The 26,852-nt window shown below is 71.9% G+C and carries 32 protein-coding genes and 2 tRNA genes; 8 read left to right on the top strand and 26 right to left on the bottom strand.

Going from position 1 to position 26,852, the window contains the following annotated elements; all coding sequences use genetic code 11:
* From VHA72_RS12690 to VHA72_RS12655, 8 genes are all read right to left on the bottom strand, one after another.
* The coding region (locus VHA72_RS12690; RefSeq protein ID WP_325575759.1) for an ATP-dependent Clp protease proteolytic subunit at positions 1–310 on the bottom strand (310 nt) is incomplete at its 3' end.
* Positions 311–431: 121 nt separating this feature from the next.
* Positions 432–1,391, bottom strand: a complete 960-nt coding sequence (locus VHA72_RS12685) for a hypothetical protein (protein ID WP_325575753.1) — start codon at positions 1,389–1,391, stop codon at positions 432–434.
* Positions 1,392–1,469: 78 nt separating this feature from the next.
* A complete protein-coding gene (gene tig, locus VHA72_RS12680) occupies positions 1,470–2,852 on the bottom strand; it encodes a trigger factor (RefSeq protein ID WP_325575751.1) in 1,383 nt (460 codons plus the stop codon).
* A 35-nt stretch (positions 2,853–2,887) separates the two neighbouring features.
* Positions 2,888–2,960: transfer RNA gene (locus tag VHA72_RS12675), tRNA-Pro, on the bottom strand.
* A gap of 26 nt (positions 2,961–2,986) precedes the next feature.
* Positions 2,987–3,057: transfer RNA gene (locus VHA72_RS12670), tRNA-Gly, on the bottom strand.
* Between the two features lie 91 nt (positions 3,058–3,148).
* Complete coding sequence (locus VHA72_RS12665; RefSeq protein WP_325575749.1) at positions 3,149–4,246, bottom strand: PP2C family protein-serine/threonine phosphatase; 1,098 nt, start codon at positions 4,244–4,246, stop codon at positions 3,149–3,151.
* 28 nt (positions 4,247–4,274) lie between these two features.
* Positions 4,275–5,141: an Fpg/Nei family DNA glycosylase gene (locus tag VHA72_RS12660; RefSeq protein ID WP_325575747.1), complete on the bottom strand. Its 867-nt coding sequence runs from the start codon at positions 5,139–5,141 to the stop codon at positions 4,275–4,277.
* A gap of 1 nt (position 5,142) precedes the next feature.
* A complete protein-coding gene (locus tag VHA72_RS12655; RefSeq protein ID WP_325575745.1) occupies positions 5,143–5,661 on the bottom strand; it encodes a ribose-5-phosphate isomerase in 519 nt (172 codons plus the stop codon).
* Positions 5,662–5,709: 48 nt separating this feature from the next.
* Here VHA72_RS12655 and VHA72_RS12650 point away from each other — a divergent pair, with 48 nt between their 5' ends.
* Positions 5,710–6,513 (top strand): SDR family NAD(P)-dependent oxidoreductase, encoded by an 804-nt coding sequence (locus tag VHA72_RS12650; RefSeq protein WP_325575743.1) that lies wholly within the window; start codon positions 5,710–5,712, stop codon positions 6,511–6,513.
* On the opposite strand, the gene VHA72_RS12645 is transcribed toward VHA72_RS12650, so the two are convergent.
* The 9 genes from VHA72_RS12645 to VHA72_RS12605 all read right to left on the bottom strand — a co-directional run bounded on the left by VHA72_RS12645 (position 6,514) and on the right by VHA72_RS12605 (position 14,231).
* Positions 6,514–7,371 carry a sucrase ferredoxin gene (locus tag VHA72_RS12645; protein ID WP_325575741.1) on the bottom strand — a complete coding sequence of 286 codons (858 nt, stop codon included), beginning with the start codon at positions 7,369–7,371 and terminating at the stop codon, positions 6,514–6,516.
* Positions 7,372–7,377: 6 nt separating this feature from the next.
* Positions 7,378–7,998, bottom strand: a complete 621-nt coding sequence (locus VHA72_RS12640) for a non-canonical purine NTP pyrophosphatase (RefSeq protein WP_325575739.1) — start codon at positions 7,996–7,998, stop codon at positions 7,378–7,380.
* Between the two features lie 74 nt (positions 7,999–8,072).
* Positions 8,073–8,780, bottom strand: coding sequence for a ribonuclease PH (rph, locus tag VHA72_RS12635; protein WP_325575737.1), 708 nt, complete (start codon positions 8,778–8,780; stop codon positions 8,073–8,075).
* Positions 8,781–8,829: 49 nt separating this feature from the next.
* Positions 8,830–9,630, bottom strand: coding sequence for an ABC transporter permease (locus tag VHA72_RS12630; protein ID WP_325575735.1), 801 nt, complete (start codon positions 9,628–9,630; stop codon positions 8,830–8,832).
* On the bottom strand, positions 9,627–10,550 hold the full coding sequence (locus tag VHA72_RS12625) for an ABC transporter ATP-binding protein (protein WP_325575733.1): 924 nt from the start codon (positions 10,548–10,550) through the stop codon (positions 9,627–9,629). The genes VHA72_RS12630 and VHA72_RS12625 overlap by 4 nt, the downstream gene beginning before the upstream one ends.
* A 68-nt stretch (positions 10,551–10,618) precedes the next feature.
* Positions 10,619–11,377 (bottom strand): MBL fold metallo-hydrolase, encoded by a 759-nt coding sequence (locus tag VHA72_RS12620; protein WP_325575732.1) that lies wholly within the window; start codon positions 11,375–11,377, stop codon positions 10,619–10,621.
* 53 nt (positions 11,378–11,430) lie between these two features.
* Entirely contained in the window at positions 11,431–12,393 is a 963-nt protein-coding gene (locus VHA72_RS12615; RefSeq protein ID WP_325575730.1) for a PLP-dependent cysteine synthase family protein, read from the bottom strand.
* A 48-nt stretch (positions 12,394–12,441) separates the two neighbouring features.
* Complete coding sequence (locus tag VHA72_RS12610) at positions 12,442–13,113, bottom strand: response regulator transcription factor (protein WP_325575728.1); 672 nt, start codon at positions 13,111–13,113, stop codon at positions 12,442–12,444.
* Positions 13,110–14,231 (bottom strand): sensor histidine kinase, encoded by a 1,122-nt coding sequence (locus VHA72_RS12605; RefSeq protein WP_325575726.1) that lies wholly within the window; start codon positions 14,229–14,231, stop codon positions 13,110–13,112. The genes VHA72_RS12610 and VHA72_RS12605 overlap by 4 nt, the downstream gene beginning before the upstream one ends.
* Before the next feature lie 131 nt (positions 14,232–14,362).
* Here VHA72_RS12605 and VHA72_RS12600 point away from each other — a divergent pair, with 131 nt between their 5' ends.
* Together VHA72_RS12600 and VHA72_RS12595 are read left to right on the top strand one after the other, a co-directional pair.
* Positions 14,363–15,331, top strand: coding sequence for an ABC transporter ATP-binding protein (locus VHA72_RS12600; protein WP_325575724.1), 969 nt, complete (start codon positions 14,363–14,365; stop codon positions 15,329–15,331).
* Positions 15,328–16,209, top strand: a complete 882-nt coding sequence (locus tag VHA72_RS12595) for an ABC transporter permease (protein ID WP_325575722.1) — start codon at positions 15,328–15,330, stop codon at positions 16,207–16,209. Before VHA72_RS12600 ends, VHA72_RS12595 begins: the two co-directional genes overlap by 4 nt.
* Before the next feature lie 29 nt (positions 16,210–16,238).
* Here the strand turns inward: VHA72_RS12595 and VHA72_RS12590 are convergent, their stop codons facing one another.
* From VHA72_RS12590 to clpS, 4 genes are all read right to left on the bottom strand, one after another.
* Entirely contained in the window at positions 16,239–16,514 is a 276-nt protein-coding gene (locus tag VHA72_RS12590) for a MoaD family protein (protein ID WP_325575720.1), read from the bottom strand.
* Positions 16,515–16,551: 37 nt separating this feature from the next.
* A complete protein-coding gene (locus VHA72_RS12585; RefSeq protein WP_325575718.1) occupies positions 16,552–16,980 on the bottom strand; it encodes a M67 family metallopeptidase in 429 nt (142 codons plus the stop codon).
* Positions 16,981–17,062: 82 nt separating this feature from the next.
* On the bottom strand, positions 17,063–17,653 hold the full coding sequence (locus VHA72_RS12580; RefSeq protein WP_325575716.1) for a DUF2017 domain-containing protein: 591 nt from the start codon (positions 17,651–17,653) through the stop codon (positions 17,063–17,065).
* Positions 17,650–17,943 carry an ATP-dependent Clp protease adapter ClpS gene (clpS, locus tag VHA72_RS12575; RefSeq protein WP_325575714.1) on the bottom strand — a complete coding sequence of 98 codons (294 nt, stop codon included), beginning with the start codon at positions 17,941–17,943 and terminating at the stop codon, positions 17,650–17,652. Before clpS ends, VHA72_RS12580 begins: the two co-directional genes overlap by 4 nt.
* An 83-nt stretch (positions 17,944–18,026) precedes the next feature.
* Here clpS and VHA72_RS12570 point away from each other — a divergent pair, with 83 nt between their 5' ends.
* From VHA72_RS12570 to VHA72_RS12555, 4 genes are read left to right on the top strand one after another with little or no spacing between them, the layout of a single operon-like run.
* Complete coding sequence (locus tag VHA72_RS12570) at positions 18,027–19,277, top strand: nicotinate phosphoribosyltransferase (RefSeq protein ID WP_414689800.1); 1,251 nt, start codon at positions 18,027–18,029, stop codon at positions 19,275–19,277.
* A 33-nt stretch (positions 19,278–19,310) separates the two neighbouring features.
* Positions 19,311–19,886: a nicotinamidase gene (locus VHA72_RS12565; RefSeq protein WP_325575710.1), complete on the top strand. Its 576-nt coding sequence runs from the start codon at positions 19,311–19,313 to the stop codon at positions 19,884–19,886.
* 52 nt (positions 19,887–19,938) lie between these two features.
* The gene (locus VHA72_RS12560) at positions 19,939–20,340 is read left to right on the top strand and encodes a MarR family winged helix-turn-helix transcriptional regulator (protein ID WP_325575708.1); all 402 of its coding nucleotides are present in this window, start codon (positions 19,939–19,941) and stop codon (positions 20,338–20,340) included.
* On the top strand, positions 20,337–21,569 hold the full coding sequence (locus VHA72_RS12555; RefSeq protein ID WP_325575706.1) for an MFS transporter: 1,233 nt from the start codon (positions 20,337–20,339) through the stop codon (positions 21,567–21,569). The genes VHA72_RS12560 and VHA72_RS12555 overlap by 4 nt, the downstream gene beginning before the upstream one ends.
* Positions 21,570–21,576: 7 nt before the next feature.
* On the opposite strand, the gene VHA72_RS12550 is transcribed toward VHA72_RS12555, so the two are convergent.
* From VHA72_RS12550 to VHA72_RS12530, 5 genes are all read right to left on the bottom strand, one after another.
* Positions 21,577–22,635 (bottom strand): glycosyl hydrolase family 8, encoded by a 1,059-nt coding sequence (locus tag VHA72_RS12550; protein WP_325575704.1) that lies wholly within the window; start codon positions 22,633–22,635, stop codon positions 21,577–21,579.
* Between the two features lie 116 nt (positions 22,636–22,751).
* Positions 22,752–24,536 (bottom strand): DEAD/DEAH box helicase family protein, encoded by a 1,785-nt coding sequence (locus VHA72_RS12545; protein WP_325575702.1) that lies wholly within the window; start codon positions 24,534–24,536, stop codon positions 22,752–22,754.
* On the bottom strand, positions 24,533–24,826 hold the full coding sequence (locus VHA72_RS12540) for a DUF3039 domain-containing protein (protein WP_325575700.1): 294 nt from the start codon (positions 24,824–24,826) through the stop codon (positions 24,533–24,535). The genes VHA72_RS12545 and VHA72_RS12540 overlap by 4 nt, the downstream gene beginning before the upstream one ends.
* Before the next feature lie 20 nt (positions 24,827–24,846).
* Positions 24,847–25,413, bottom strand: coding sequence for a YqgE/AlgH family protein (locus tag VHA72_RS12535; protein ID WP_325575699.1), 567 nt, complete (start codon positions 25,411–25,413; stop codon positions 24,847–24,849).
* Positions 25,414–25,447: 34 nt separating this feature from the next.
* Positions 25,448–25,969 carry a hypothetical protein gene (locus VHA72_RS12530; RefSeq protein ID WP_325575697.1) on the bottom strand — a complete coding sequence of 174 codons (522 nt, stop codon included), beginning with the start codon at positions 25,967–25,969 and terminating at the stop codon, positions 25,448–25,450.
* Between the two features lie 133 nt (positions 25,970–26,102).
* Here VHA72_RS12530 and VHA72_RS12525 point away from each other — a divergent pair, with 133 nt between their 5' ends.
* Positions 26,103–26,846 carry a TetR/AcrR family transcriptional regulator gene (locus tag VHA72_RS12525; protein WP_325575695.1) on the top strand — a complete coding sequence of 248 codons (744 nt, stop codon included), beginning with the start codon at positions 26,103–26,105 and terminating at the stop codon, positions 26,844–26,846.
* Positions 26,847–26,852 lie beyond the last annotated feature (6 nt).

Below are 26,852 nucleotides of genomic sequence, written 5' to 3'. Positions count from 1 at the left end.
CCTTGGCGCCGGCGCACAGGAGGAACTGGCCCATCGACGCGGCCAGGCCCATCCCGACCGTGGCCACATCGTTGGGGATGTAGTTCATCGTGTCGTAGATCGCCATGCCGGCGTCGACCGAGCCGCCCGGTGAGTTGATGTGCAGGAAGATGTCGGCCTCGGGGTCCTCGGCGGACAGCAGCAGCAGCTGGGCACAGATCGCGTTCGCGTTCTGGTCCCGCACCTCGGAGCCGAGGAAGACGATCCGCTCCTTCAGCAGCCGGCTGTAGATGTTGTCGTCGAGGAAGTTGATCCCGGCGCCGCCGCCCATCAGCGGCGCGTCGTACCCGTCGGGTGCGCTGGAGTTCAGGTTCACACGGGCGAGGTTAGCCCTCGGCGGTGACAGAACCACGAGAAGTACGGCGCTGTTCGCCGACAGCGGATTTCGCGGGTCAGGCCAGCCAGCGCAACAGCGCGTCGTGGACGTCGTGCCGGTTCGTCAGCGGCTCGCCGGGCGCCAGCTCGAACGACTCCGCATCGGGGAACAGGTCGACCACGTGTCGCGGCCGGCCGCCGCGGCGGTGCCGCCACCAGACCACGCCACCCAGCAGCGAGCCGAGCGGGCCGGGCCGCAGCGGCGGCCGCTCGGTGACCAGGAGGTGGTCGGCCCAGGTGGCCTGCTGCAGGCCGAGGAACGACGGCTCGGCGACCACGATGCCGGCCAGCTGCTGGTCCAGCCGCCTGCCCAGGTCGCTGGCCAGCCGGGCCGGCTCCACGCCGTAGCGCGGCACGCCCAGGCCGACGACCTCGGAGACCCGGCCGGTCCAGCTCGGCATGGTCGCGAACCTGACCGCGCAGGCCGCACGGACGGCCAGGCCGCCGTTGCCGGCCGCGATCACGGCGATGCGCTGCACCGGCACCGGCCAGGCCTCGACCAGGCGCTGCAACACCGAGGCCAGCTCCAGGCCGGCCTCGGTCGGCGAGCCGGGGTCGAGCCGGGTCGGCACCGGGGTCCAGCCGAGCAGGTGCTGCAGCCGCTCGGCGTACGTCGCCCCGGTGGTCTCGCTGCCGGCCCGCCACTGTCGCTCGTCGTGGCCGACGTCGGGCACCAGCACGAGCAGCCGGTCGGTGGGCGCGGGAGCGAGCACGGCGAAGTCGGTGGGCGTGACGTCCTCGCCGCCCAGCCGCAGCGCGACCAGCGGCCGCTCGACCGGGGTGGTGGTCCGGCCCAGCGGTGCGGTGGCGATCGCCAGCGGCACCCGCACCGGGGCCAGTGCGGCGATCTGGGCGACGATCGGGCCGGCGACCGGGGCGACCACCCGGGTGATCGGGCGGCGCACCCGCGAGGTGGCCCGCCAGCCGAAGCGGAGCAGCGCACCCAGACGGGTACGGCGCGGCTGGGTCGGGCTCACCCGCCCCAGCCTAGAGCGCCGCGCGCCCCGCACCCGGTGATCCGGATGCGGGGCGCGTCACATCGGCGCGGGGGCGACTCAGGCCTCGGTCGACTCCTCGGTCGACTCCTCGGCGCCCTCGGTCTCCTCGGCGAAGGTGCCGTCGGGCAGCAGGCCCTTGAGCCGGACCTCGTTGCCGGACTTGTCGGTGACCTTGGCACCCTCGACCAGCTCCGCGAGCGCCTTGCCGCGGACGATCTCGGCGGCGTACTCCTGGATGTGGTGCGGGTGCTCCTGCAGGTGGCCGAACGCCTGCTGCGGGTCCTGGCCGCTCTGCTGGGCGCGGCGGATGATGTGCTGGGTCAGCTCGTTCTGGTCGACGCCGTACTCGTTCTTGGCGGCGATCTCGTCGAGGACCAGCTGCGCGGCGACCGACTCGCGGACCCGGCGCTCGAGGTCGGCCTCGAACTCCTCCTGGGTCTGGCCCTCGTCCTCGAGGTACTTCTCCAGGGTGAGGCCGGCGAAGGCGAGCTGCTGCTCGAACTGCTGGCGGCGGTTGTTGAGCTCGTCGGTGACGATGCCCTCGGGCAGCGGGACCTCGACCTTCTCCAGCAGCGCCTCCAGGACCGCGTCGCGGGCGGCGGCGGCCTGCTCGAGGCGCTTGCCACGGCCCAGCCGCTCCCTGACGTCGGCCTTGAGCTCCTCGACGGTGTCGAACTCGCTGGCCAGCTGGGCGAACTCGTCGTCGACCTCGGGCAGCTCCTGCTCCTGCACCTGGGAGACCTTGACGACCACGTCGACGTCCTGGCCGATCAGGTCGCCGCCGACCAGCTGGCTGGTGAACTCCTTCTCCTCGCCGGCGGACAGACCGGTGACGGCCTCGTCGAGACCGTCGAGCATGCCGCCCTTGCCGACCTGGTAGCTCATCCCGGTGACCTCGGCACCCTCGACGGGCTGGCCGTTCTGGGTGGCCTTGAGGTCGATCACGACGAAGTCGCCGTCGGCCGCCGGACGCTCGACGTCCTTGAGGGTGCCGAACCGCTCGCGCAACGCCTGGACCTGCTCCTCGACGTCCTCGTCGGTGACCTCGACGTCGTCGACCTGGGCCTCGAGGCCGGCGTAGTCCGGCAACACGATCTCGGGCTTGACGTCGACCTCGGCGGTGAACTCCAGCGGGCCGTCGTCCTCGAACCTGGTGACCTCGATCTCCGGCTGCGCCAGCGGGGTCAGGTCGTTCTCCTGCATCGCCTCGGAGTACTTCTGCGGCAGGACGTCGTTGAGCGCCTGATCGCGCACCACGTCGCGGCCGACCTGACGGTCGATGACCTGCGGCGGGACCTTGCCCCGGCGAAAGCCGGGGACGTTGATCTGCTGGGCGATCTGCTTGTATGCCTTGTCGAGGCTCGGCTTGAGCTCCTCGAAGGGCACCTCGACGGTCAGCTTGGCCCGGGTCGGGCTCAAGGTCTCGACGGCGCTCTTCACAGGGTTTCTCCTCTAGTTGTCCGGTCGGTGAAGCGTCGGGACGACAGGACTCGAACCTGCGGTCTCCTGCTCCCAAAGCAGGCGCGCTAGCCACTACGCTACGTCCCGCGAAAACGGCGTCCGTGCCGTCTTCGAGCGGATGACGGGAATCGAACCCGCGTAGCCAGTTTGGAAGACTGGGGCTCTACCATTGAGCTACATCCGCGTGCTGCTCGCATGCGGCGTACCGCCTGCGGGCAACCCCGAAATGGTGCCACACCCTCGCGCCCACTCCCCAACCGGTGCGGGCGGCGAGATCACGACCTGGTCACCACCACCACCGCGCGGTCGTCGTCCTTGGAGCCCAAGGCGGTGACGAGCTTCTGCGCCGCACCGCGGAAGTCGCCGCGCAGCAGCTGCTCCGACTCGCCCAGCAGCCGGTCGATGCCGAGGTCGATGTCGCGCCGCGGCTCCTCCACCATTCCGTCGGTATAGAGGAGTACGGCGTCGCCGGCGCGCAGCCTGCCACCCGCACACAGGTACTCCGCCCCCTCGAGCAGGCCGAGCAGCGGGCCCTCGCTGGCCAGCACCGTCCACCGACCGCTGCCGGCGGCGCGCAGCACCGCCGGCGGGTGCCCGGCGGTGCGGATCTCGAAGTCGCCGGTGTCCAGCCGCAGCGAGAGGTGGATGGCGCTGGCGAAGCCCTCCGGCCAGTCCTGGCGCAGCAGGTACTCGTTGGCGGCCGGTAGGAACTGGTCCGGCGGCAGCGCGCCCAGCAGCCCGCCGAACGCGCCGGAGAGCAGCAGCGCCCGGGTGCCGGCCTGCTCGCCCTTGCCCGACACGTCGACCACGACGATCTCGATCCGATCCGGCCGCGGCCGGCTGGCAACCACGAAGTCGCCCGCGAACAGGGTGCCGCCCGCCGAAGCCAGCGCCGACTCGGCGTGCCAGCCGTCCGGCAGCTCCGGGATGCCGCCCTGGTTGAGGATCCGGTCGCGCAGGTCGACGAACATCGACTCGCCCAGCACGCCCGCCACGCCGAGCCGCGAGCGCCGAAACGACGTCAGCAGGATGATGAAGCCGAGCAGGAAGACGATCCCGATCGCGCCGGCGGTCAGCCCGGAGACGGGTCCGCGCCGCGCCAGCACGGAGATCACCAGCATGGTCATCACGCTGACCACGAACCACGGCAGCGTGCGCGGGCCGAGCAGCAGGCTGCCGAGCAGCAGCGGAACCAGCAGCGAGTTCAGCGGCACCGAGTCGGGCAGCACGGTGATCAGGACGGTCAGCACCAGCGCGGCCAGCAGCAGGGAGAGCAGCACCCGCGACTCGCGCCCGGAGCGACGCTGCCGCAGGCGCACCGCCGCGACGCGGCGCCGCAGCGCCGCGGGCGCGAACGCCGCCGCCAGGTTCATCGATGGTCCTCGCCTCGGGTCGGGAGCTTCACTGTACGGCCGCTCCTGTGCGGGACTTGTGAGGCCGCTGACAGCGCGGACACCAGAACAGGTTGCGGCCCTGGAGCTCCTGGGTGCGGATCGTCGCGCCGCAGACATGACAGGCCTGGCCGGTACGGCGGTAGACGTAGACCTCACCACCGTGGTCGTCGACCCGCGGCGGCCGTCCCATCGCCTCGGGGGTGTGCTCGGGTCGGACGGTGTCGATCCGGTTGTCGGTCACGCCCTGGTGCATCAGCTCGACCAGGTCGGTCCACATCGCCGTCCAGGTGCGCTTGGGCAGGCTGGCGCCCGGCCGCATCGGGTCGAGCCGGTGCCGGAAGAGCAGCTCGGCGCGGTAGACGTTGCCGACCCCGGCGAGCACCTCCTGGTTCATCAACAGCCCGGCGATCGGGGACCTGCTGCGGCTGATCTTGGCCCAGGCGCGCTCCGGATCGCCCGAACCGTCCGGCAGAGCGGCGCGCAGTGGGTCGGGGCCGAGCTTGGCCACCACCGCGTCCCGCTGCCCGACGGTGATCAGTTCGCAGGTGGTGGCCCCGCGCAGATCGGCGTAGGCCTGCTCGCCGACCAGCCGCAGCCGGACCTGGCCCACCGGCGGCGGCGCCTCGCCGGGCCCGACGGTCTGGCCGATCAGGAACTTGCCGTAGAGCCCGAGATGCACGTGCACGAATCGCTCGTCGGGGAACGCCACGAACAGGTGCTTGCCCCAGGCCTCGGCGTACTCCAGCGTCTGCCCGTCGACCAGCGCGGCCGACTCGGCGAACCTGCCCTGCGGACTGCCCACCCGCACGGGCCGGCCGGCGAAGGCGTCGCTCAGGTCGAGCGCGAGCCGGTGGAGGGTGTGCCCCTCCGGCACGTCAGTCCTGGTCCTCGGCCGGCCCGCGACCCCGGGCCGACTCCGGCAGCGGCGGACGCTGACCGGTCCGCTCGAAGTGGCTCAGCTGGTCGATGCGGCGCTGGTGACGCTCCTCGTGGCTGAACGGCTCGGCAAGGAAGAGCTCGACAAAGCGGGTCATGTCCTCGATCGGGTGCATCCGGCCGCCCACCGCGATGACCTGCGCGTCGTTATGCTCACGCGCCAGCTTGGCGGTCTCGTCGGAGTGCGCCAGGGCGCAGCGGATCCCGGCGACCTTGTTGGCGGCGATCTGCTCGCCGTTGCCCGAGCCGCCGATCACCACGCCGAGGCTGTCCAGCCCCTGGGCCCGATCGGCGGCCACGCCCTGGGCGGCCCGGATGCAGAAGACCGGGTAGTCGTCGAGCGCGTCGTACACGAACGGGCCGTGGTCGACGACGTCGTAGCCGAGCTCGGTGAGTCGGGCGTTGAGGTGGGCCTTCAGGTCGAGACCGGCGTGGTCGCAGCCGATGTGCACGCGCATGGCGCGAAGTCTTTCATGTCGATCCGGACCCAACGGGTACCGGACGGCATGACGACACACACCGACCTCCCGAACACCGCCGGTCTGGCCCTGGTCACCGGCGCGTCGAGCGGCATCGGCCGCTCTCTGGCCACGAAGCTCGCCGAGCACGGCCACGACCTGATCATCGCCGCCGAGAACGAGGACGTGCACGCCACCGCCGACGCGCTGCGCGGCCTCGGCGTGAGCGTCACCCCGGTCCAGGCCGACCTCGCCACCCCCGAGGGTGTCGAGGCGCTGTACGCCGAGGCGGCCGCGCGACCCGACCCCATCGACATCCTCGCCCTCAACGCCGGCGTCGGAGTCTCCGGCGCCTTCCACGAGCCCGACGTCGTCGACCACCTGCGCCTGGTCGACCTCAACGTCCGCTCCACCGTCCACCTCGCCGGCCTGGTGATCCGCGACATGGTCGCGCGCGGCACCGGGCGAGTGCTGGTGACCTCCTCCATCGCTGCCGTCGCACCGGGCCCCTACCACGCCACTTACGCCGCCTCGAAGGCGTTCGGGCATTCCTTCGCCGAGGGGATCCGCGAGGAGCTGAAGGACACCGGCGTCACCGTCACCTCGCTGATGCCGGGCCCGACCGACACCGACTTCTTCGCCCGGGCCGACATGGAGGACACCAAGGTCGCGCAGGAGAAGAAGGACGATCCGGACGACGTGGCCGACGACGCCTACCAGGCGCTGATGGCCGGCAAGCCGAGCGTGGTGGCCGGGTCGATCAAGAACAAGGTGCAGGCCGAGCTGGCCACTCACCTGCCCGACGCCGCCGCGGCGCCGATCATGGCGCAGCAGACCAAGCCGCAGAGCTAGTCAGGCGCGGTCCACCCGGTAGTGGGTCTGCGGGGCCGGGTCCGGCTTGCCACAGCTGACCATCGGCTCCTGCGTCTGGTAGGCGCTCACCCGCAGCCTCACGGAGCCGCTGGGTCCCCGGAGTTCGACGCTGTGAGTCGAATCCTGCCGTGGGTCACGCTCGGCGTGACTCACGACCCAGTCGCCGTAGCCGGCGCCGACATGGGCCAGCGCGGCCTGGACCTCGGCCGGATGACCGACCAGCCCGCGCAGCAGCCGCGGCAGGGTGCGGCCCGCCTCGGTGGCCGCCACCAGCTCCGGTACGTCGCGGGCCGACACCCGTCCGTGCAGGGCGGCCCCGGCCCGCCGGGGCGGGATGGTGACCACCACCGGCGCGAACCGGTGGCCGCCGGTGTGGCTGCAGCCCCAGACCCGGCCGGGCCGCAGATCCTCCAGCGCCTCGGCGACCGGACGGCCGTACAGGGCACAGCACCGGTCGCGCTTGGCGTGCGTGCAGACCAGGTAGAGCGGTCCGTCGTCGGCCTCACCGACGCTGCCGTCGAGCGGCAGGTCGGCCAGCTCGGCGTCGGCGTCGTAGCTGCCCCACCGCGTCACCGCCTGCCCGGGCAGGCGCAGCGCCCAGCGTCGCCGGCCGCCCCCGAAGCGACCCGGCGGACGGATCGCGAGCAGCCGCAGTCCGCCCGCGGCGGCACGGTGGTCCAGCTCGCGCGCGACGTCGGTGTCGAAGTCCGACTCGGCCAGCCCGGTCCGACCCCAGGCACCGGGCTGCTCGACCAGCAGCAGCCCGCCCTGGGTGAACGCCGTGCCGGCCATCGGCTCCTCACGGACCGCCGCGAGCACCGAGCAGTGTTGGTCCATCGTCCCTCAGCCCAGCGCCGCCGCGATCCGCGGAGCGATCTCGCGAAGGGCCTTGCCGCGGTGGGAGATGGCGTCCTTCTCGGCGACGCTCAGCTCGGCGCTGGTGCGAGCGTCGGCGCCCTCGGCCGCGATGGTGTCGTCGGCCACGAAGAGCACGTCGTACCCGAAGCCGCCACCGCCGCGCAGCTCACGGATCACGCGGCCCTCCATCCGGGCCTCGACGACCAACTCCCCGCCGGCGTGTACGAACGCGACCGCGCAGGCGAAGTGCGCACCGCGCCGTACGTCGGGGACGTCGTGGAGCTGCTCGAGCAGCAGCCGGTTGTTGCGGGCATCGTCCTTGGGCATCCCCGACCAGCGCGCCGAGAGCACCCCCGGCATGCCGTTGAGGGCGTCGACGCACAGCCCGGAGTCGTCGGCGACGCTGGGCAGCCCGGTCGCGGCGAAGCCGGCCCGGGCCTTGATCAGCGCGTTGTCCTCGAACGTGGCGCCGTCCTCGACCGGCTCGTCGTAGAACGCGACATCGTCGAGGCCGACGACCTCCACGCCGGGGACCAACGGCTCGAGGATGCGGTGCATCTCGGCCAGTTTCTTGGCATTGCGGGAGGCGACGAAGATTCGGGGCATGACGTGACCTCTCAAGCGGTGGAAAGTGACTACTCGACCGGCCGAAAGTGACCTCTCGGACGGGCCGGGCTCCCTCAGCGGGCCAAGGCCGCCAGCTGCAGCCGAGTGAGGTCGGCGCAGCCCTTCTCCCCCAGCGCCAGCAGGGCGTCGAGCTCGGCCCGGTCGAAGGCGGCGCCCTCGGCGGTGCCCTGCACCTCGACGAACTTCCCGGTGCCGGTCATCACGATGTTCATGTCGGTCTCGGCGCGCACGTCCTCCTCGTAGGGCAGGTCCAGCCGCGGCACGCCGTCGATGATGCCGACCGAGACCGCCGCCACCGACCCGGTCAGCGCGGCCGGCACACCGAGGGAGGCGACCGCGTCGGCCAGCGCGACGTACGCACCGGTGATGGAGGCGGTGCGGGTCCCGCCGTCGGCCTGGAGCACGTCGCAGTCGATCTGGATGGTGTTCTCGCCGAGCGCCCGGTAGTCGATGACGGCACGCAGCGAGCGGCCGATCAGCCGGCTGATCTCGTGGGTCCGGCCGCCGATACGGCCCTTGACCGACTCCCGGTCCGAGCGTGTGTTGGTCGAGGCCGGCAGCATCGCGTACTCCGCCGTCACCCAGCCCAGGCCCGAGCCCTTGCGCCAGCGCGGCACGCCCTCGGAGGCGGAGGCGGCGCACAGCACCTTGGTCCGGCCGAACTCGACGAGGACGGAGCCGGCGACGTGGTCGAGCCAGTGGCGGGTGATCGTGATGGGGCGGAGCTCGTCGTCGGCTCGCCCGTCGGCGCGGGTCGTCATGGGCTGAACCCTAGGGGATGTCCCACGCGTGACCCGCGCCGACGGTCTGCTACTTGACCTCGGCCCGCAGGATGCGGCGCAGGCCGATCGCCAGCGGCAGCAGGAACCAGATGCAGCCCGAGACGATGAGCTTGCCCCACTCGCTGCCGGTCATGTTCCAGAAGCCGTCGTAGAGGTGGTTCTGGGCGTCGCTGAAGTTGATCCACTCCGCGAAGGACTTGAACCAGTCCATCAGCGCGCTGCCGATCGCCAGGATCGTCGGCAGCGCGAACAGGTAGGCGAAGTAGATGACGATCGCGGCCGGTGTGTTGAGCAGCAGCGCGGCCAGCGCGAAGCCGAGCAGCATCGCGATCGTCTGGGTGATGATGAAGCCGGTGACCCCGGCACCGCCCGACCAGTCGACGTGGCCGGCGATGGCGCCGTAGAGCAGGTTGAACAGCGCCCCCATCACCAGCGCGAAGAGGACCGTCAGGGCCGTCCAGACCAGGCCGACGACCATCTTCGCCTGCACGACCAGCGAGCGGCGCGGCTCGAGGGAGAACGTCACCATCGCGCTGCGCTGGCTCCACTCCGAGGTGACCAGCATGATGCCGAGCACCGGGAGCAGCAGTTGGCTGATGAAGCCGGCGACCGTGGCGAACGTGCCGAACTGCACGTCGTCGACGTCCTGGACGCCCGTCACGATCGCGGCGATCAGCTCGGCGATGAGCACGATCGCGCCGATCGCGAACAGCAGCCAGAAGCTGGCCCGGGTGTCCCACGACTTGCGGAACTCGACCCGCACCAGCCGGGAGAACGAGATGGTGTCCGGTACGGCGGGGGCCGCGGCGTCCGGCGTCAGCGTGGTCATGCGATGGCTCCGTTCGGAGTGGAGAGGTCGGCCTCGCGCGCGGTGTCGGCGGTGAGCTGCAGGAACAGCTCCTCCAGGCCGCCGTCGCCGCTGCGCAGGTCGGAGAGGACGATGTGGTGCTCGACGGCGGTGCGGCCGACCTCGACCGGCTCGCACGCCACCCGCAGGCCGTCACCGGCCGGGGTGACAGCGATGTCCTTGCCCTGCAGGGCCCGGGCCAGCGCGTCGTTGTCGAGCGAGGTGACCAGGGTCTCGGCGGGCCCGGCGTGCGCCATCAGTGTCTTGCGGTCGCCCTGCGCCACGATCTTGCCCTTGCCGATCAGGATCATCTCGTCGGCGATCAGCTCGACCTCGTGCAGCAGGTGGCTGGAGAGCAGCACCGTGCCGCCCTTGTCGGCGTACGACTTGAGCAGGCCACGCATCCAGCGGATGCCGGCCGGGTCGAGGCCGTTGGCCGGCTCGTCCAGGATCAGCACCTCGGGGTCGCCCAGCAGCGCATGGGCGATGCCAAGGCGCTGCTTCATGCCCAGCGAGTAGTTCTTCACCCGGCGCTTGGCCTCGCTGGGGGTGAGCGAGACCAGGTGCAGCATCTCGTCGACCCGGCTCATCGGCAGGCCCATCGTCATCGCGCCGAGGGTGAGGATCTCGCGGCCGGTGCGGCCGCCGTGCTGGGCCGACGCGTCGAGCAGCACGCCCACGGTGCGTCCGGGGTTGGGGATGTCGTGGAAGTGCTTGCCGTTGATGGTGGCGTTGCCCTTGGTCGGCGGGGTGAGCCCGACCATCACGCGCATCGTGGTCGACTTGCCGGCGCCGTTGGGCCCGAGGAAGCCGGTCACCCGACCGGGCTGGCACTCGAAGCTGACGTCGTCGACCGCGGTGTAGCTCCCGTAGACGCGGGTCAGTCCCTCTACCTTGATCATGGACCCCAGCCTGCCCTGTCAGAGCAGGGTTCGCATCGGGGAATCCCCCGATTCGGCCAGGACAGATGTCACAGGTCGTACGTCGCACCCGGCGCGGCGAGGTCGACCGGCCCGTCGAAGACGCCCTCGGTCTCGGCCAGGATGTCCGCCGCGTCGTGCCAGGGCGGGATGTGGGTGAGCACCAGCCGCTTCGCCTGAGCCGCCGTCGCCGCCGCGGCCGCCTCGCGGCCGGTCAGGTGCAGGCTCGGCGGGTTGTCGTCCTCCTCGCGGAAGGAGGCCTCGCACAGGAACAGGTCCGCGCCGGCGGCCATCTCCGCCAGGGCACCGGTGGGGCCGGTGTCGCCGCTGTAGGCCAGCGTGGTCTCGTCGACCGTGACCCGGAACGCGTAGGCGTCGACCGGGTGGTCCACCGGCCGGCTCTCCACCGTGAACGGCCCGATGTGCGCCGCCGGCCCGTGCTTGTGGAACTCGAACTCCTCGCGCATGCCGGGCTTGCGTGGCAGGTCGTAGGCACGCGCCAGCCGGCGCGGGGTGCGTCTGGGGCCGTAGACCGGGATCGGCGGTTGGGCGCCGCTGGGGTGGTACTTGCGCAGCACGTAATAGCTGGTCAGATCGATGCAGTGGTCCGCGTGCAGATGGCTAAGGAAGACCGCGTCGACGGCGAGCGGGTCGACGTACTTGTGCAGCGCGCCGAGCGCGCCGTTGCCCAGGTCCAGCAGGATGCTCCAGGTGCGCCCGTCCGCGTCGTCGGCCTGGACGAGGTAGCAGCTCGCGGGTGAGTCGGGGCCCGGATAGGAGCCGCTGCAGCCGACGATCGTCACACGCACGAGACGCAAGGCTAGGGGCTCAGCCTGTGATTGGCATCAGGTGTTGACGCAGGTCACGCCCAGAGCTGGCCCTCGAGCCCTTCCTCGGCCTCGTCGATGGTGCCCTCGTAGGCGCCGGTCGACAGGTACTTCCAGCCGCCGTCGGCGACCACGAACGCGATGTCGGCCCGTTCCCCCGACCGCACCGACTTGGCGGCCTGGCCGAGCGCGGCGTGCAGGATCGCGCCGGTGGAGATGCCGGCGAAGATGCCCTCGAACTCCAGCAGCTCGCGCACCCGGCGGACGGCGTCGCGCGGGCCGACGGAGAAGCGGGAGTCGATCAGGCCGGCGTCGTACAGCTCGGGGACGAAGCCCTCGTCCAGGTTGCGCAGGCCGTAGACCAGCTCCCCGTAGCGCGGCTCGGCGGCGATGATGCGTACGTCGGGCTTGGCTCGCCGGAAGAACCGGGAGACGCCCATCAGGGTGCCGGTGGTGCCCAGCCCCGCCACGAAGTGGGTGATGCTCGGCAGGTCGGCCAGCAGCTCGGGGCCGGTGCCCTCCTCGTGCGCGAGCGCGTTCGCGGCGTTGCCGTACTGGTAGAGCATCACCCAATCGGGGTGCTCGGCGGCGAGCCGCTTGGCGACCCGGACCGCCTCGTTGGAGCCACCCGCGGCCGGGCTGGAGACGATCTCGGCACCCCACATCCGCAGCAGCTGACGGCGCTCCGGCGAGGTGTTCTCCGGCATCACGCACACGATCCGGTAGCCCTTGAGCTTGGCCGCCATCGCCAGGGAGATGCCGGTGTTACCGGACGTGGGCTCGAGGATGGTGCAGCCCGGCCGGAGGGTGCCGTCCTTCTCCGCCTCCTCGATCATCTTGAGGGCCGGGCGGTCCTTGATCGAGCCGGTCGGGTTCCGGTCCTCGAGCTTGGCCCACAGGCGCACCTCGCTGTCTCCCCGGTTGACCTGCGCGGAGAGCCGCGGCAGACCCACCAGCGGCGTATTGCCGACGGAGGACAGGAGGTCATCGAAGCGCATGGGTCCAGTCTCGCATCCGCGGTTGGGTCGATCCCATTCGCTGCCCGGTCACCGGGAGCCGGCGACCAGCCCGGATCCGATCGCGTAGACCACCAATTGGGCCCGGTCCCGCGCCCCGAGCTTGATCATCGCCCGGCTGACGTGGGTACGGACGGTCTCGGGCGAGAGGTGCAGCAACCCCGCGATCTCGCCGTTGGAGCGGCCGGTGGCCACCCAGCCGACGACCTCTCGCTCGCGATCGGTCAGCTCGTGGATGCGCGGGTGTGGGTCGAGCATCGACCTACCGCCGCGGCCGGGCACGGCGTAGTGCTCGATGACCCGTCGGGTCACCGACGGCGCCAGCAGCGAGCCGCCGTCGGCGACCACCCGGATCGCATCCAAGAGGCGGGCGGGCTCGGCGTCCTTGAGCAGGAAGCCGCTGGCGCCCTGGCGCAGCGCCTCGAAGACGTACTCGTCGAGCTCGAACGTCGTCAGCATCACCATCCGCACACCGTCCAGGATCGGGTCGGCCACCACGTCGGCCAGCAGTTCGAGGCCGTCTCGGACCGGCATCCTGATGTCGCAGAGCACCACGTCGGGGCGGGTGGCGCGGATCATCCCGAGGGCGAGCCGACCGTCGGCAGCCTCACCGACCACCTCGATGCCCTCCTCGGGCTCGATCAGGGTGCGCAGCCCCACCCGCACCAGCGTCTGGTCGTCGACCAGCGCGACTCGGATCATTGCTCGACCTCCCACTCCCGGCCGACCGGCAGCTCCGCCCGGACGACGAATCCCTGCTCGCCCGGCCCGGCCGACAGCACGCCGCCCAGGCGCTCGGCGCGGGCGCGCATGCCCCGCAGCCCCATGCCCTCCGTGGGCGGATCGCCGCGCACCGGACCGTCGTCGGCCACCACCAGCAGCAGCCGGTCGTCTGGCAGTGTCATCTCGAGCAGCACGCGCTGGGCGCCGGAGTGGCGCAGTACGTTGGTCAGCGCCTCCTGCACGATGGCGTACGCCGTCGCGCCGGCCTCGGCGCAGACGCGGTCGGCGAGGTCGCCGTCGCGGCGTACGTCGATGACCAGACCGCCCGCGCGCAGTCGGTCCAGCAGCAGATCGATGTCGGCGAGGCCGCGGGCGGGTGCCCGGTCCGGCGTCGCGTCGCCGGGGGCGAGCCGGCCGAGCTCGACGCGCAGCGCGTCGAGCGAGTCACGGCTGGCGTCGCGGATGCCCTCCAGGAGCCGGCGGATGGCCGGATCGGGCTGCTCCTGCCGGTCGGTGAGATGCAGTGCGACACCGGCGTGCATGGCGATCACGGCCAGCCCGTGGCCGACGCCGTCGTGCAGTTCACGGGCCATCCGCAGCCGTTCCTCGGTCGCCACCAGCCGGGCCCGCTCGGCGCGGGCCCGGCCCCGGTCGCCCAGCGACCAGCCGGCGAAGGCGGCCCCCGTCGACAGCGCGACCACCCCGACGCACTCCCAGAACGCCTCGCTCCACGGCGCACCGTGCCACGCCGCCCGGAGCACCGGCCCGGTCACCGCCAGCACCCCGGCCGGCACGAGGACGGGCGTGAGCCCGGGCGCACGGACCCGCTGCGCCGCCACCAGGGTGGTGAGCGGAAGGGCGAGGAAGACCGGCCCGTTGGTCAGACCGGTGCCGAAGTAGCCGAGCACGGCCGCCCCGCACAGCAGCACGCCGGCCCGCGGCCACACCGAGGCCCCGACGAGGGTCGTCCCGGCCAGTCCGGCGAACAGGAACGCCAGACCGAAGTGGTCGGCGCCGCCGTGGCCGTGCTCCGCACCGAGAGAGCCGGCGAGAAGCAGGAAGGCGACCAGCAGCCACCACGGGTTCACTCGGGACACGATCCGAGCCTAGGAGCCCGGCACCCCCACGGCGTACGACGCGACGCGGCCGCCGGCTACGTCGGATTGCGTAGCCGGCCGTCGCTCCTCGGCGGACGGCCCCGCGATCCCGGGGCGCCAGAGTCGAAGCCATGGACCTGACAGATGAGCCGGACGACACCGAGGTCGTCGTCCGCACCGACGCGCTGACCAAGACGTACGCCGGCCGCCGCGCCGTCGACGCCGTCGACCTGACCGTGCGGCGCGGAGAGATCTACGGCTTCCTCGGGCCGAACGGCGCCGGCAAGACCACGACGCTGCGGATGCTGCTCGGGCTGGTGCGCCCCACCGGCGGCAGCGCCCGCGTCCTCGGTGGCCACCCCGGCACGCCGGAGGTCACCCACCGGCTGGGCGCCCTGATCGAGGGCCCCGGCTTCTACCCCTACCTGTCCGGACGGGCGAACCTGGAGACGCTCGCCCGCTACCGGGGGCTGCCGCACTCGGCGGTGACGGACGCGCTGGCGCGGGTGGACCTGACCGACCGGGCCGGAGACAAGTTCCGCTCCTACTCACTGGGCATGAAGCAGCGCCTCGGCGTCGCCGCGGCCCTCCTCGGCGACCCGGAGCTGATCGTGCTCGACGAGCCCACCAACGGGCTCGACCCGGCCGGCATGGCCGACATGCGCGCGCTGGTGGTGGCGCTGGCCCGCGACGGGCACACCATCCTGCTCTCCAGCCACCTGCTGGCCGAGGTCGAGGAGATCTGCGACCGGGTCGGCATCATCGCCGGCGGCCGGCTACGGGCCGAGTCGACCGTCGCCGAGCTGCGCGGCACCAGCCGACTGCGGATCGTCGCGACGCCGACCGAGCGCGCGGTCGCCACCGCGCAGCGGCTCGCCGGCCCCGCGGCCGTCGACGTCGACCTCGGCGACCCGGCGGCCCCGGCGGTGCGGATCGACGTACCCGCGGAGCGGACGCCCGAGCTGGTCGCCGCCCTGGTGGCCGACGGCGCCGCGATCCACGACGTACGCCGCACGGAGCGGACCTTGGCGGAGGTCTTCTTCGAGATGACCGGCTCGGCCGAGCCGGAACCCACCGACCTGCTGGAGGCAGCCCGATGAGCACCACGACCGCACTCCCGTCCGCCCGCTACGGCGTCGCCCGGGCCTGGCGCGCCGAGACGTTCCGATTGCGCCGCTGGACGGCCGTGTGGGTGCTGGCCGCCGCCTGGCTGCTCCTGGACGCGCTGTTCACCTTCGTCTTCAACTGGGTCAGCTACGCCAGCGGCTCGACGAACTTCTCCAACCAGGGCGAGTCCAAGGCCGACCTGCTCGCCTCGATCCTCCCCGGCGCACTCGCCGAGAACCTGCCCCAGGGCATGCCGCTGTTCGGCGGCGCGCTGATGATGGTGCTCGGCGCGATCATCGCCGGCAACGGTTACGGCTGGGGCACCTGGAAGACCGTCTTCACCCAGGGCCCGAGCCGTACGTCGACGGTGCTCGGGTCGATCCTGGCCACCATGACGGCCGTGCTCGCGCTGCTCGTCGTGACCATCGCCCTGGACGTGGCGTTCTCGCTGGTGATCGCCGGCGCCGAGTCGCAGTCGGTGCACTGGCCCACCGCCGCGGCGATGGGCAAGTCGATCCTGGCCGCGCTGATGGTGATGGAGATGTGGGCGCTGGCCGGCTATCTGCTCGGCACCGTCGCCCGGAATCCGGCGGTCTCGATCGGCCTGGGTCTGGTCTGGAACATGGTGATCGAGAATCTGCTGCGCGGCGTCGGCAACTCGCTGCACGCGGTCGCCGTGCTCACCCACTTCCTGCCCGGCACCTCCGCCGGGTCGCTGGTCGGCCGGCTGGCCGGCATCGACCCGGTCAACGCCACCCCGGGCGTGTTCGACACGCTCGGGACGGCGCGGGCCGTCGTCACCGTCGCGATCTACCTGGCGGCGTTCCCGGTGCTCGCCGGGTGGGTGCTGCGGCGCCGCGACGTCGCGTGAGCCCGGGGCCGGGCTCGAGGATCAGCGAGTCAGCAGCCGCCGGCGACGGCCGGCAGCACGACGACCTGGTCGCCGTCCTTGAGCTCGGCCTGGAGGCCGCCGATGAAGCGCACGTCCTCGTCGTTGACGTAGACGTTGACGAACCGGCGCAGGTCGCCGTTGTCGATCAGACGGTCCTTGATGCCGGGGTGGTTGGCCTCGAGGTCGTCGATGAGCGCGCTGAGGGTGGTGCCGTCGGCGGTGACGGCCTTCTCCCCGGCCGTGTAGGTGCGCAGGATGGTCGGGATCTTGACCTCGATGGCCATGTCTTCTCCTTGTTCTATGGTCCTGTGTTCGCGGCGCTCAGGGCAGCGCGGGTACGACGGTGACCTCTTCCTCGGTCACCTCGCCGTCCACGATCCGGTAGGAACGAAACTCGACGGGGCCCTCGTTATTCCCGTGCTCGCGCGTGCTGACCAGCACGTAGTGCGCGCCGGGCTCGCTGGCCAGGCCGATGTCGGTCCGGCTCGGATAGGCCTCGGTGGCGGTGTGGGAGTGGTAGATCACCACCGGCTCCTCGCCGTTCGCCCACATCTGCTTGTAGAGCTCGAGCAGCTCGGTCGAGTCGTACTCGTAGAACGTCGGGCTCCCCGCGGCGTTGACCATCTCGACGAACCGCTCCGGTCGGTCCGAGCCCTCGGGCCCGAGCACCATGCCGCACGCCTCGTCGGGGTGGTCCCGCTTGGCGTGCGCGACGATCGCGTCGTAGGTCGCCTGGGAGATGGTCAGCACGGCGACAAGCCTAGGTTGCGGCGTCCTTCGCCACGTCATCGCCCATCCCGTGGGACGGTGCCGAGGCGCCCGCCGCGATGCGCTACGCGGCCCGGCTCAGCGACTCGACCAGGGTCTCCTGCAGATAGCCCACCCACTGGTAGATCCGGTACACCTGCCCGTGCGGGTCGTCCTCGGAGAGCGCCTCCCAGTAGCCCTCGTCGTCGTCCTCGATGCCGAGCCGGGTGGCCAGCGCGAGCCGGATGTCGGTGAAGGAGCGCATCCAGGTCTCGGCAGTGGCCGGGTCGAGCTCGACGTCGATCACCAGGCCGTCCTCGGCCAGCTCCGGCGGCAGGCCGGCCTCCTCCAGCGTGTCGATGATGGTCGAGGCAGCCTTGGCCTTGCCGTCGCGCAGCGCGCTCTCGGTGAACCGGCGGAACTCCCCCGCCGCCTCCTCGTCGTCGCGGTAGGCGGTCGGAAACAGCCGGGCCAGCACCGGGTCGTCGGGCTCGGTGGTCGGCCCGGAGAAGTCGAACATCGCCTCCAGCGGGTCGACCGAGGTCTGCGGCAGCGCCGCCTCGTTGTGCAGCAGCTCGACCAGCTGGGAGGCCAGCGAGCGCAGCAGGTCGGCCTCGAAGCCGCTGAACGTGGCGATGACCTGCCGGCCCCGACGGTGGTAGGAGAAGCCGCTCACTCTTGCCGCTCCAGGGTGGCCCACAGCCCGTACTCGTGCATCGCCTGCACGTCCCGCTCCATCTCCTCGCGGGTGCCGGAGCTGACCGCGGAGCGGCCGTCGTTGTGGACCTCCATCATCAGCTTCTCGGCCTTCTTCTTCTCGTAGCCGAAGTACTTCTGAAAGACGTAGGTGACGTACGACATCAGGTTGACCGGGTCGTTCCAGACGATCGTGATCCAGGGCGTCGCCGGGATCGCGACATCGTCGGCAACCGGTTCGTCGAGTTCCACAGGGCTCGGCGCGGACATGTGTCCCATCGTGCCACGATGAGCCCGTGGACTCGACAAGCCCATCGTCGACGGCGCTGCTGACCGATCACTACGAGCTGACCATGCTGCAGGCCGCACTGGCCGGGGGCACGGCGGGGCGCCGCAGCGTCTTCGAGCTGTTTCCCCGACGCCTCCCCGAGGGCAGGCGGTACGGCGTGGTCGCCGGCGTCGGCCGCGCATTGGAGGCGATCGCGTCGTTCCGCTTCACCCAGCCCGTGCTGGCCGCCCTCGAGGGCGTGGTCGACGGGCCGACGCTGGCCTGGCTGGCCGACTACCGGTTCACCGGCGACGCGTGGGGATACCCGGAGGGCGAGGTCTACTTCCCGCACTCGCCGCTGCTGACAGTCGAGTCCAGCTTCGCCGAGGCGGTGCTGCTGGAGACGGTGTTGCTCTCCATCTACAACCATGACAGCGCGATCGCCTCGGCGGCCTCCCGGATGACGCTGGCAGCGGGCGGGCGGCCCTGCATCGAGATGGGCTCGCGCCGTACCCACGAGGCGGCCGCCGTGGCCGCCGCCCGGGCCGCCTACGTGGCCGGCTTCGAGGCGACCTCGAACCTGGCCGCCCGGGCGCAGTACGGCATCCCCTCGACCGGGACCTCGGCGCACTCCTTCACCCTGCTGCACGACACCGAGGCGGACGCGTTCCGTGCGCAGGTCGACTCGCTCGGGGCGGCCACCACGTTGCTGGTCGACACCTACGACATCGCCGAGGCGGTCCGGCTGGGCGTCTCGGTGGCGGGCCCCGAGCTGGGCGCGGTCCGGATCGACTCGGGCGACCTGGCGGTGCTGGCCCGCGACGTACGCGAGCAGTTGGACGCGCTGGGCGCCCGCGACACCCGGATCATCGTGACCAGCGACCTGGACGAGTACGCGATCGCGGCGCTCGCGGTCGCCCCCGTCGACGGGTACGGCGTCGGCACCCAGCTGGTCACCGGCTCGGGCGCGCCGACCTGCGGGTTCGTCTACAAGCTGGTCGCGCGCGAGGGCGACTCCGGTGAGCTGGTGCCGGTGGCCAAGCGCAGCGTGGACAAGGTCTCGATGGGCGGGCGGAAGTACGCCCTGCGCCGCCGCTCGCCCGACGGCGTGGCCGAGGCCGAGGTGATCGGCGTCGGCGCGCCACCCGACGACGCCCCGCCCGATGGCCGCGACGATCGCCCGCTGCTGGTGCCGCTGGTGCGCGACGGCGAGATCGTCGGCCGCGAGCCGCTGACCGCCGCCCGCGACCGGCACGCCGCCGCCGTCGCCGAGCTGCCGATCGCGGTGCAGTCGATGATGCGCGGCGAGCCCGTCATCCCCACCCTGTTCGCCTGAGGATTCGCCTGAGGATCGGCCTAGGCTGAGCCCATGGCTCGCGCGCTGATCGTGGTCGATGTCCAAAACGACTTCTGCGAGGGCGGGTCGCTGCCCGTGACCGGCGGCGCCCAGGTGGCGCACGACATCGCGGCACTGCTGCGAGCCCGCAGCGCCGGCCTCCCGGACGCGGCGCGCTACGACGTGGTGGTCGCCACCAAGGACCACCACGTCGATCCCGGGCACCATTTCGGGAACCCGCCGGACTACGTCGACACCTGGCCCGCGCACTGCGTGGTCGGCACCGACGGCGAGGCGTTCCACCCCAATCTCGATCCCGAGCCATTCGACGCGATCTTCCGCAAGGGCGAGCACGCCGCCGCCTACTCCGGCTTCGAGGGACGCACCGAGGACGGCAGCACCCTGGCCGGCTGGCTGCACGACCACCACGTCACCGAGGTCGACGTCTGCGGCCTGGCCACCGACCACTGCGTGCGCGCCACCGCCCTGGACGCCCGCCGCGAGGGCTTCGGGACCCGGGTCCTGACCGCACTGAGCGCCGGCGTCGCCCCCGAGACCACCCGGCTCGCGCTCGCCGAGCTGAGGGAGGCCGGCGTCACCGTCGTGTGAGTTCGTCCGGCGGATTGGGAATACATAGGGAACCTATGTATGTTAGGGAGACGTGACCGATCCCGCCGCCGACCTCGTCGTCCTCGCCGCCAGCCTGGTCCGACAGGTGCGCCGCGAACTCGGCGTGCCCGCCGCCTACCGGGTGCTGGCCGTCCTCGATGACATCGGGCCAGCCAGCATCAGTCAGCTGGCCGCCGCCGACGGCACGTCGCAGCCGACCATGAGCGCCCAGGTGGCGACCCTCGTCGCCGAGGGGTACGTCGCCAAGGCGCCCGACCCCAGCGACGCCCGCGCCCAGGTGCTCACCATGACCGACACCGGCCGTGCCCACCTGCTGGCGAACCGCGACCGGATCGCCGACGCGGTGCGCGACCGCCTGGCCGGCCACTCGGACGAGCAGATCGCCGTGGCCGTCGCCGTACTCAAGAGCCTCACCGAGAAAGGAAACCAGTGACCTCCCCCGCAACCGAGCCCCAAGGCTCGTTCCTCAAGCAGCCGCGCGCCGTCTGGGCCGTGGCCTTCGCCTGTGTGATCTCCTTCATGGGCCTCGGCCTCGTGGACCCGATCCTGACCTCCATCGCCAAGCAGCTGCACGCGGGCGCCGACCAGGTCTCGCTGCTGTTCACGTCGTACATGGCCGTGACCGGGGTCGCGATGCTGATCACCGGCTTCGTGTCCAGCCGGATCGGCGCGAAGAAGACCCTGATCGCCGGCCTGGTCCTCATCGTGATCTTCTCCGCCGTGGCGGGTGCGATGAACAGCGTGGGCGGCATCGTCCTCGCGCGCGCCTTCTGGGGTCTGGGCAACGCGCTGTTCATCGCGACCTCGCTGGCCACGATCGTGACGCTGGCCGCCGGGTCGCTGAAGCAGGCCGTCCTGCTCTACGAGTCCGCGCTGGGCATCGGCATCGGGCTCGGGCCGATCGTGGGCGGACAGCTCGGCGGGATCTCGTGGCGGGCGCCGTTCTTCGGCGTCGCGGTGCTGATGTTCATCGCCCTGGTCGCCACCGCCGTCTTCCTGCCGACGATCCCCACCCAGGGCCCGAAGACCTCGATCGCCGACCCGATCAAGGCGCTGCGCTACCCCGGCCTGCTGGTGGTCGCGCTGACGTCGCTGCTCTACAACTTCGGCTTCTTCACCCTGATGCTCGCCGCGCCGTTCCCGCTGCAGACCAGCGCCGCCAACGTCGGCTGGATCTTCTTCGGCTGGGGTCTGCTGCTGGCCTTCAACTCGATCTGGGGCGCGCCCTGGCTGGAGTCGAAGATCGGCACCGTCGCCTCGATCGTGTTCGCGCTCGTCGGCTTCGCCGCGCTGCTGGCGATCATGGCGCTGTGGACGACCCACAAGCCGGTCATCGTGGTCTGCGTGATCCTCGCCGGCGCGTTCCTCGGCAACAACAACACCGTCATCCCCCCCCTGGTGATGGGCTCGGCGCCGGTGCCGCGGCCGGTGGCCTCGGCGTCGTACTCCTTCGTGCGCTTCGCCGGCGCCTCGGTGGGCCCCTACCTCGCCGGCAAGCTGCTCGTGCACAACATCCACTCGCCGTTTTGGATGGGTGCCGCCGCGACTGCGCTCGCCGTGGTGCTGCTGCTGAGCTTCAAGCGGTTCGTGCCCGCCGCCAGCGCCCCGAGCCACGGCTCGGCCGAGGAGGCCGAGGTGCTGGAGACCGCGGACCTGGACTAGCAGCCGGCTAACAGCCCAGGGTGCCGTCGGCCAGCCCGGCCGACAGCGCCAGCCAGGCGTCGCCGAAGTACGTCGGCGACGCCTGGGCCGTCTCCGCCGCCTCCCCGCGCAGCCGGGCGGCGGCACCGGCGTCGCCCGCGGCCGCGGCCGCGGCGGCGCCGCCGAGCAGGGCGACGACGCTCGGGTCGCGGTTGTAGACCGTCCCGGTGACGCTGCGGGCCAGCGCGCCGGAGTCGTCGCCGAGCCGGCCCCACCAGCGCGCCGCGATGTCCTTCGCGGTCTTCGAGCAGCCATAGCCGAACCAGAGCGGCAGCCGCTGGGCGTCCGCGCCGTACTGGGCGCGGTTGCCGGCGCTGCCGATGGGCGTGTAGCCGTCGTCGTCGAGCAGCGCCCAGTCCGGCGGCAGGTCCTTGCCGCTGCCGCTGGCCTTGTCGACCAGCGCCACCGTGGCGGTCGCGGCCTGGGTCCAGCGCTGGTCGCCGGTCATCCGGGCCAGCGCGGTGTAGACGCCCGGCATCCAGTACGACGGGTCGACCTTCGGCCGCTGGTCTCCCACGGCCCAGGGCCCACCCAGCGGCACCGGGCCGCGCGGCGTCTGGGCCGACTCGTGGTCGAGCACCGCACCCGCGACCCGGCGGCCGTCCTGATGCAGCGACGCCGCCTGCGGCCCTTCGTAGCGCAGCAGGGCATAGGCGGCCAGGATGTCGGCATCGCTGGCCGAGGCGTCGTCGCGCACGGTCCCGTCCGCGTCTGCGTTCCAGCTCAGCAACCCGTCGGGGCGCTGCAGGTGCCTCTTCGTCCAGGTCCAGATGGTGCGAGCGAGATCCTGCCGGCCGGCGAGCTCGGCGATCAGCATCCCGTAGGCCTGGCCCTCGCTGACCACGTCGCCGTGCTCGTCCTTGCGCAACACGGCCCCGTCCGCGTCCACGTACGTCGACAGGAACCGCTGGGCGGCCGTCTGCGGGCCCATCGGCTTCGGGGGGTTGGGCGTCGTACCGCCGCCGCAGGACGCCAGCAGCGTCACCGCCACGACGGCGGGCCGGAGCCGGGTGAACCGGGTCAGCATCCCTCGCCGGTAACCGCCCCGGTGCGCCCTACTACGCCCGCCACCCAAGGTGTCACAGTGATGCTTCGCACAGTCGGCGGCACGTCGTGGAGCCGGTGTACGGCGAAGCCGCCGCCTCAGGAGCTCTTGCGCTGGGCCGCCCACTCCCGGATCCGCTCGATCCGGGAGCGCAGCTGCTCGGCGGTGGCGACGGCGGCCGCCGGGCCGCCGCACTCGCGCCGCAGGGCGGCATGGGTGATCCCGTGGGCCTGGCCGGTGCGGTGGTGCCAGGCGGCGACCAGCCCGTTCAGCTCGCGTCGCAGCACCGCCAGCTGCTCGTGGGTCGAGACCTCGGCGAGCGAGTCGGCCGCGGCCCGTCGGCGGGCCTCCTCCAGCGCGTCGCCGCGGGCCTTCTGCTGCCGCGCCCGGTCGTTCTGCCGCTGCTGCAGCAGCTGGCGCATCTGGTCGGGATCCAGCAGACCCGGGATGCCGAGGAAGTCCATCTCCTCCTCCGAGCCGACCTGCACCTCCCCCGCGTGGCCGAACTCGCCGCCGTCGAAGAGCACCCGGTCGAAGCGGGCCTCCGAGCCAAGCGCCTCCCAGGCGCCGGTCAGCTCGTCGGAAGCGGCCTCGCCCGCGTTCGCCTGGGCGACCAGCGCATCCTCGGCGGCGAAGATGTCGCCGTCGTCGTTGACCCGGCGGCCGAGCACGTGGTCGCGGGCGACCTCGAGCTCGGCGGCGAAGCCGAGCAGGTTGGGCACCGACGGCAGGAACACCGAGGCGGTCTCCCCGCGCGAGCGCGAGCGCACGAAGCGACCCACCGCCTGGGCGAAGAACAGCGGCGTGGAGGTGGTGGTCGCGTAGACGCCCACCGACAGGCGAGGTACGTCGACGCCCTCGGACACCATCCGCACGGCCACCATCCAGCGGTCGTCTCCGGCCGCGAACGCGGCGATCTTCTTCGAGGCGGCCTTCTCGTCCGAGAGCACCACCGTGGGCGCCTCCCCGGTGATCGAGCGCAGGGTCTTGGCATAGGCCCGCGCCGAGTCCTGGTCGGTGGCGATCACCAGGCCGCCGGCATCCGGGACGTGTCGGCGCACCTCGGCGAGCCGCTTGTCCGCGGCGGCGAGCACCGAGGGGATCCAGGAGCCGTTCGGGTCCAGCGCGGTGCGCAGCGCCTGTTGGGTGAGGTCCTTGGTGAGCGGCTCGCCCAGATGTGCGGCGATCTCGTCGCCGGCGCGGGTGCGCCAGGTCATCTGCCCCGAGTAGGCCATGAACAGCACCGGGCGCACGACGTGGTCGGCGAGGGCCTCGGCGTACCCGTAGGTGTAGTCGGCCACCGAACGCGGAATGCCGTCCTCACCGGGTGCGTAGGTCACGAACGGGATCGGGTTCACGTCGGAGCGGAACGGCGTACCGGTCAGGCACAGCCGGCGGGTGGCGTCCTCGAACGCCTCCCGGACACCCTCGCCCCACGACAGCGCGTCGCCGGCGTGGTGCACCTCGTCGAGGATCACCAGCGTCTTCCAGCGGTCGGCGCGCAGCCGCATCGCCAGCGGGTTGACCGCGACGCCGGCGTAGGTGACCGCGATGCCGAGGTACTCCGCGGAGGTCTTGCCCTGGCCGGCGGAGTAGTTCGGGTCGATCGGGATGCCCGCGCGACCGGCCGCCTCGGCCCACTGCTGCTTCAGGTGCTCGGTGGGCGCCACGATGATGAGCCGGTCGACGATACGGCGGCCGAGCAGCTCGGCGGCGACGCTCAGCGCGAACGTCGTCTTGCCCGCCCCGGGCGTCGCGACCGCCAGGAAGTCGCGCGGCGACCGGGCGAAGTACTGCTCCATGGCGGCGGCCTGCCAGGCGCGCAGGGACGTGGCGGTTCCCCACGCGGCCTTGTTGGGCCACGCCGGACCGAGGTTGTTCACTCAGCGCCCCCGGGACCCTCGCCCTCGGGCGGGAGCGACTCCCAGATCTCCTTGCACTCGGGGCAGACCGGGAACTTCGTACCGTCCCGGCTGGGCACCCAGACCTTGCCGCACAACGCGACGACGGGCGTGCCCATGACCATCGCCTCGGTCAGCTTGTCCTTCTCCACGTAGTGGGAGAAGCGGTCGTGGTCGCCCTCCTCGGTGGGCACGCTCTCCTCACGCTCGCGCGCCTTCTCCTTGACGGCGGTGTCAGTCCCGCCGGAGTTGCCGAAGCCGAGGAATCCCATGCCCCCAGCCTACGCGAGGATCAGTTCTGGGCCGGGTCGGCGGGCCGGGTCGACTGCCAGGCCAGCTCGCCCGGTTGACGGCGGAGTACGTCGCGCCACAGCGTCGTCACCGAGTCCCGGAAGACGTCGGGCACCTGCGCCGGGACGACGTACCAGCTGCCCTCGGCGATCTCGTCGGCGAGCTGGTCGCGGCCCCAGCCGGCGTAGCCCGCGAAGATCCGCATCGCGGCCAGGCTGCCGTCCACGAGCTCGGGCGGCGTGTCCAGGTCGAGCACGCCGAGGCGGCCCTCGACCTCCTTGAACCCCACGGGCACGTCGGCGGCGTCGCGCAGCCAGGCCACCGCCAGCGCCGCCTCGGGCCGGACCGGACCACCGCGGAAGAGCACATCGGGGGCGGCCACCCGGCCACTCCAGGGCGCCAGCACCTCGGTGACGGCCAGCTCCGAGGGCCGGTTCAGGATGACGCCGACGGCGCCGTCCGCATCGACGTCGAGCATCAGCACGACGGTGTCGGCGAAGTTCGGGTCGAGCAGGGCGGGCGTCGCCACCAGCAGCATCCCTGCCTCGATGACGACGCCCGTCTCCATGCGGCGATCATCCCACCGCCGCTCAACTCGTGGGTCAGGCGGCGAGTGCCGCCCTGATCCTGTCCATCAGGCTCGGCCGTGCGGCCGGGACCCGCACCGTGGGCAGGTACGTCGCCCGGGCCCGCTCCTCGATCATCGCGCCCACCGGGATGGCGAGCTCGTCCTGGGTGCCGCCGCGGCCGGCCATCACGGCCAGCAGGATGTGCTCCTTGGCGACGGCCTTGGTCATCGCCACGTCGGTCCGGGCATCGCCGGTTCCGCCGCGGTAGCGGTCGAGGATGGCCCGGACGCCGGGCATCTCGTCGGTGGTGCTGTGCCAGGCCTGGATGACGGCGCTCTCGAGGTCCATCGGCTGCTCGGAGAGCTCGCACTCGATGCGACCGGCCAGGCGGGTGTGCCACTTGAGCTGAAGCGCGGCGAGCAGGTCGAGCTCGTCGTCGAACTTCTCGCGAACGCCCTCGACGTCCATCGGCAGGCGGGCATCGCGTCGCTGGTTGGCGACCTCGATGACGGATCGGAGGATCTCCCCGCGGGTGTGGTAGCTGTTCCAGTTCATGGTTGGCCCCCTTGCTCGGAGTGCTCACATACCGTGAGTACGTAACGACAGTACGGGCCATACCGACGGTATGCCAACTCATCACGAGGTGATCCTGACCACCTCGTCAAGGGGGTGTGACTAGAGTTACGGAGTGTCCAAGTCGACCGTGAGCAAGCTCGTGCCCAAGGTCCCGGTGCCGCCGCTGCCCAACGTCCCCGGCGTCAGCCGGCGCCAGCAGTACTCCGCCTCCACCAAGAAGGCCCTCCTCGAGGTCGCCACCAAGCTGTTCACCGAGAACGGCTACGCCAGCGCCTCTCTGGACGCGATCGTGGCCGGAGCCCAGGTGACCAAGGGCGCGCTCTACCACCACTTCAGCGGCAAGCAGGCGCTGTTCGACGCCGTCTTCGTCGAGGTCGAGTCGACCACCGCGCGCTGGATCGAGCAGCAGATGAAGGGCGTCAAGGACCCCTGGGAGAAGGCGCTGATCGGGCTGCGCTCCTTCCTCGAGGCGGTGCAGGAGCCGGCGTACCGCCGCATCGTCATCCAGGACGGGCCCGCCGTGCTCGGCTACGAGCGCTATCGGGAGCAGGAGGAGCGCTCCGCGTTCGCGGTGGTGGAGAACATCGTCAGCGGCGTGCTGCGCGGCACCGGTCAGGCGGTCGACGGCGCGATGATCACCACCTTCGCCCGGATCTTCTTCGGCGCACTCTCCTCGGCCGGCGAGGCCGTCGCCAACGCCGCCGACCAGACCGCCGCCGCCGAGCGGGTCGAGGCGGCGGTGGAGTTCATCCTGGCCGGGATCCAGTCGCTGGCCGCCCAGGGCGTCCAGGTGCGCAACCCCGCGGAGACCAACGGCTCGGCCGGCGCGGGCGCGCCGACCGAGCCGAAGGAGTGAGCCCTC

Origin of the sequence: Nocardioides sp. (assembly GCF_035547795.1) — a bacterium.
Taxonomy (GTDB): domain Bacteria; phylum Actinomycetota; class Actinomycetes; order Propionibacteriales; family Nocardioidaceae; genus Nocardioides.
This window is presented reverse-complemented; position numbering and strand designations above follow the sequence as displayed.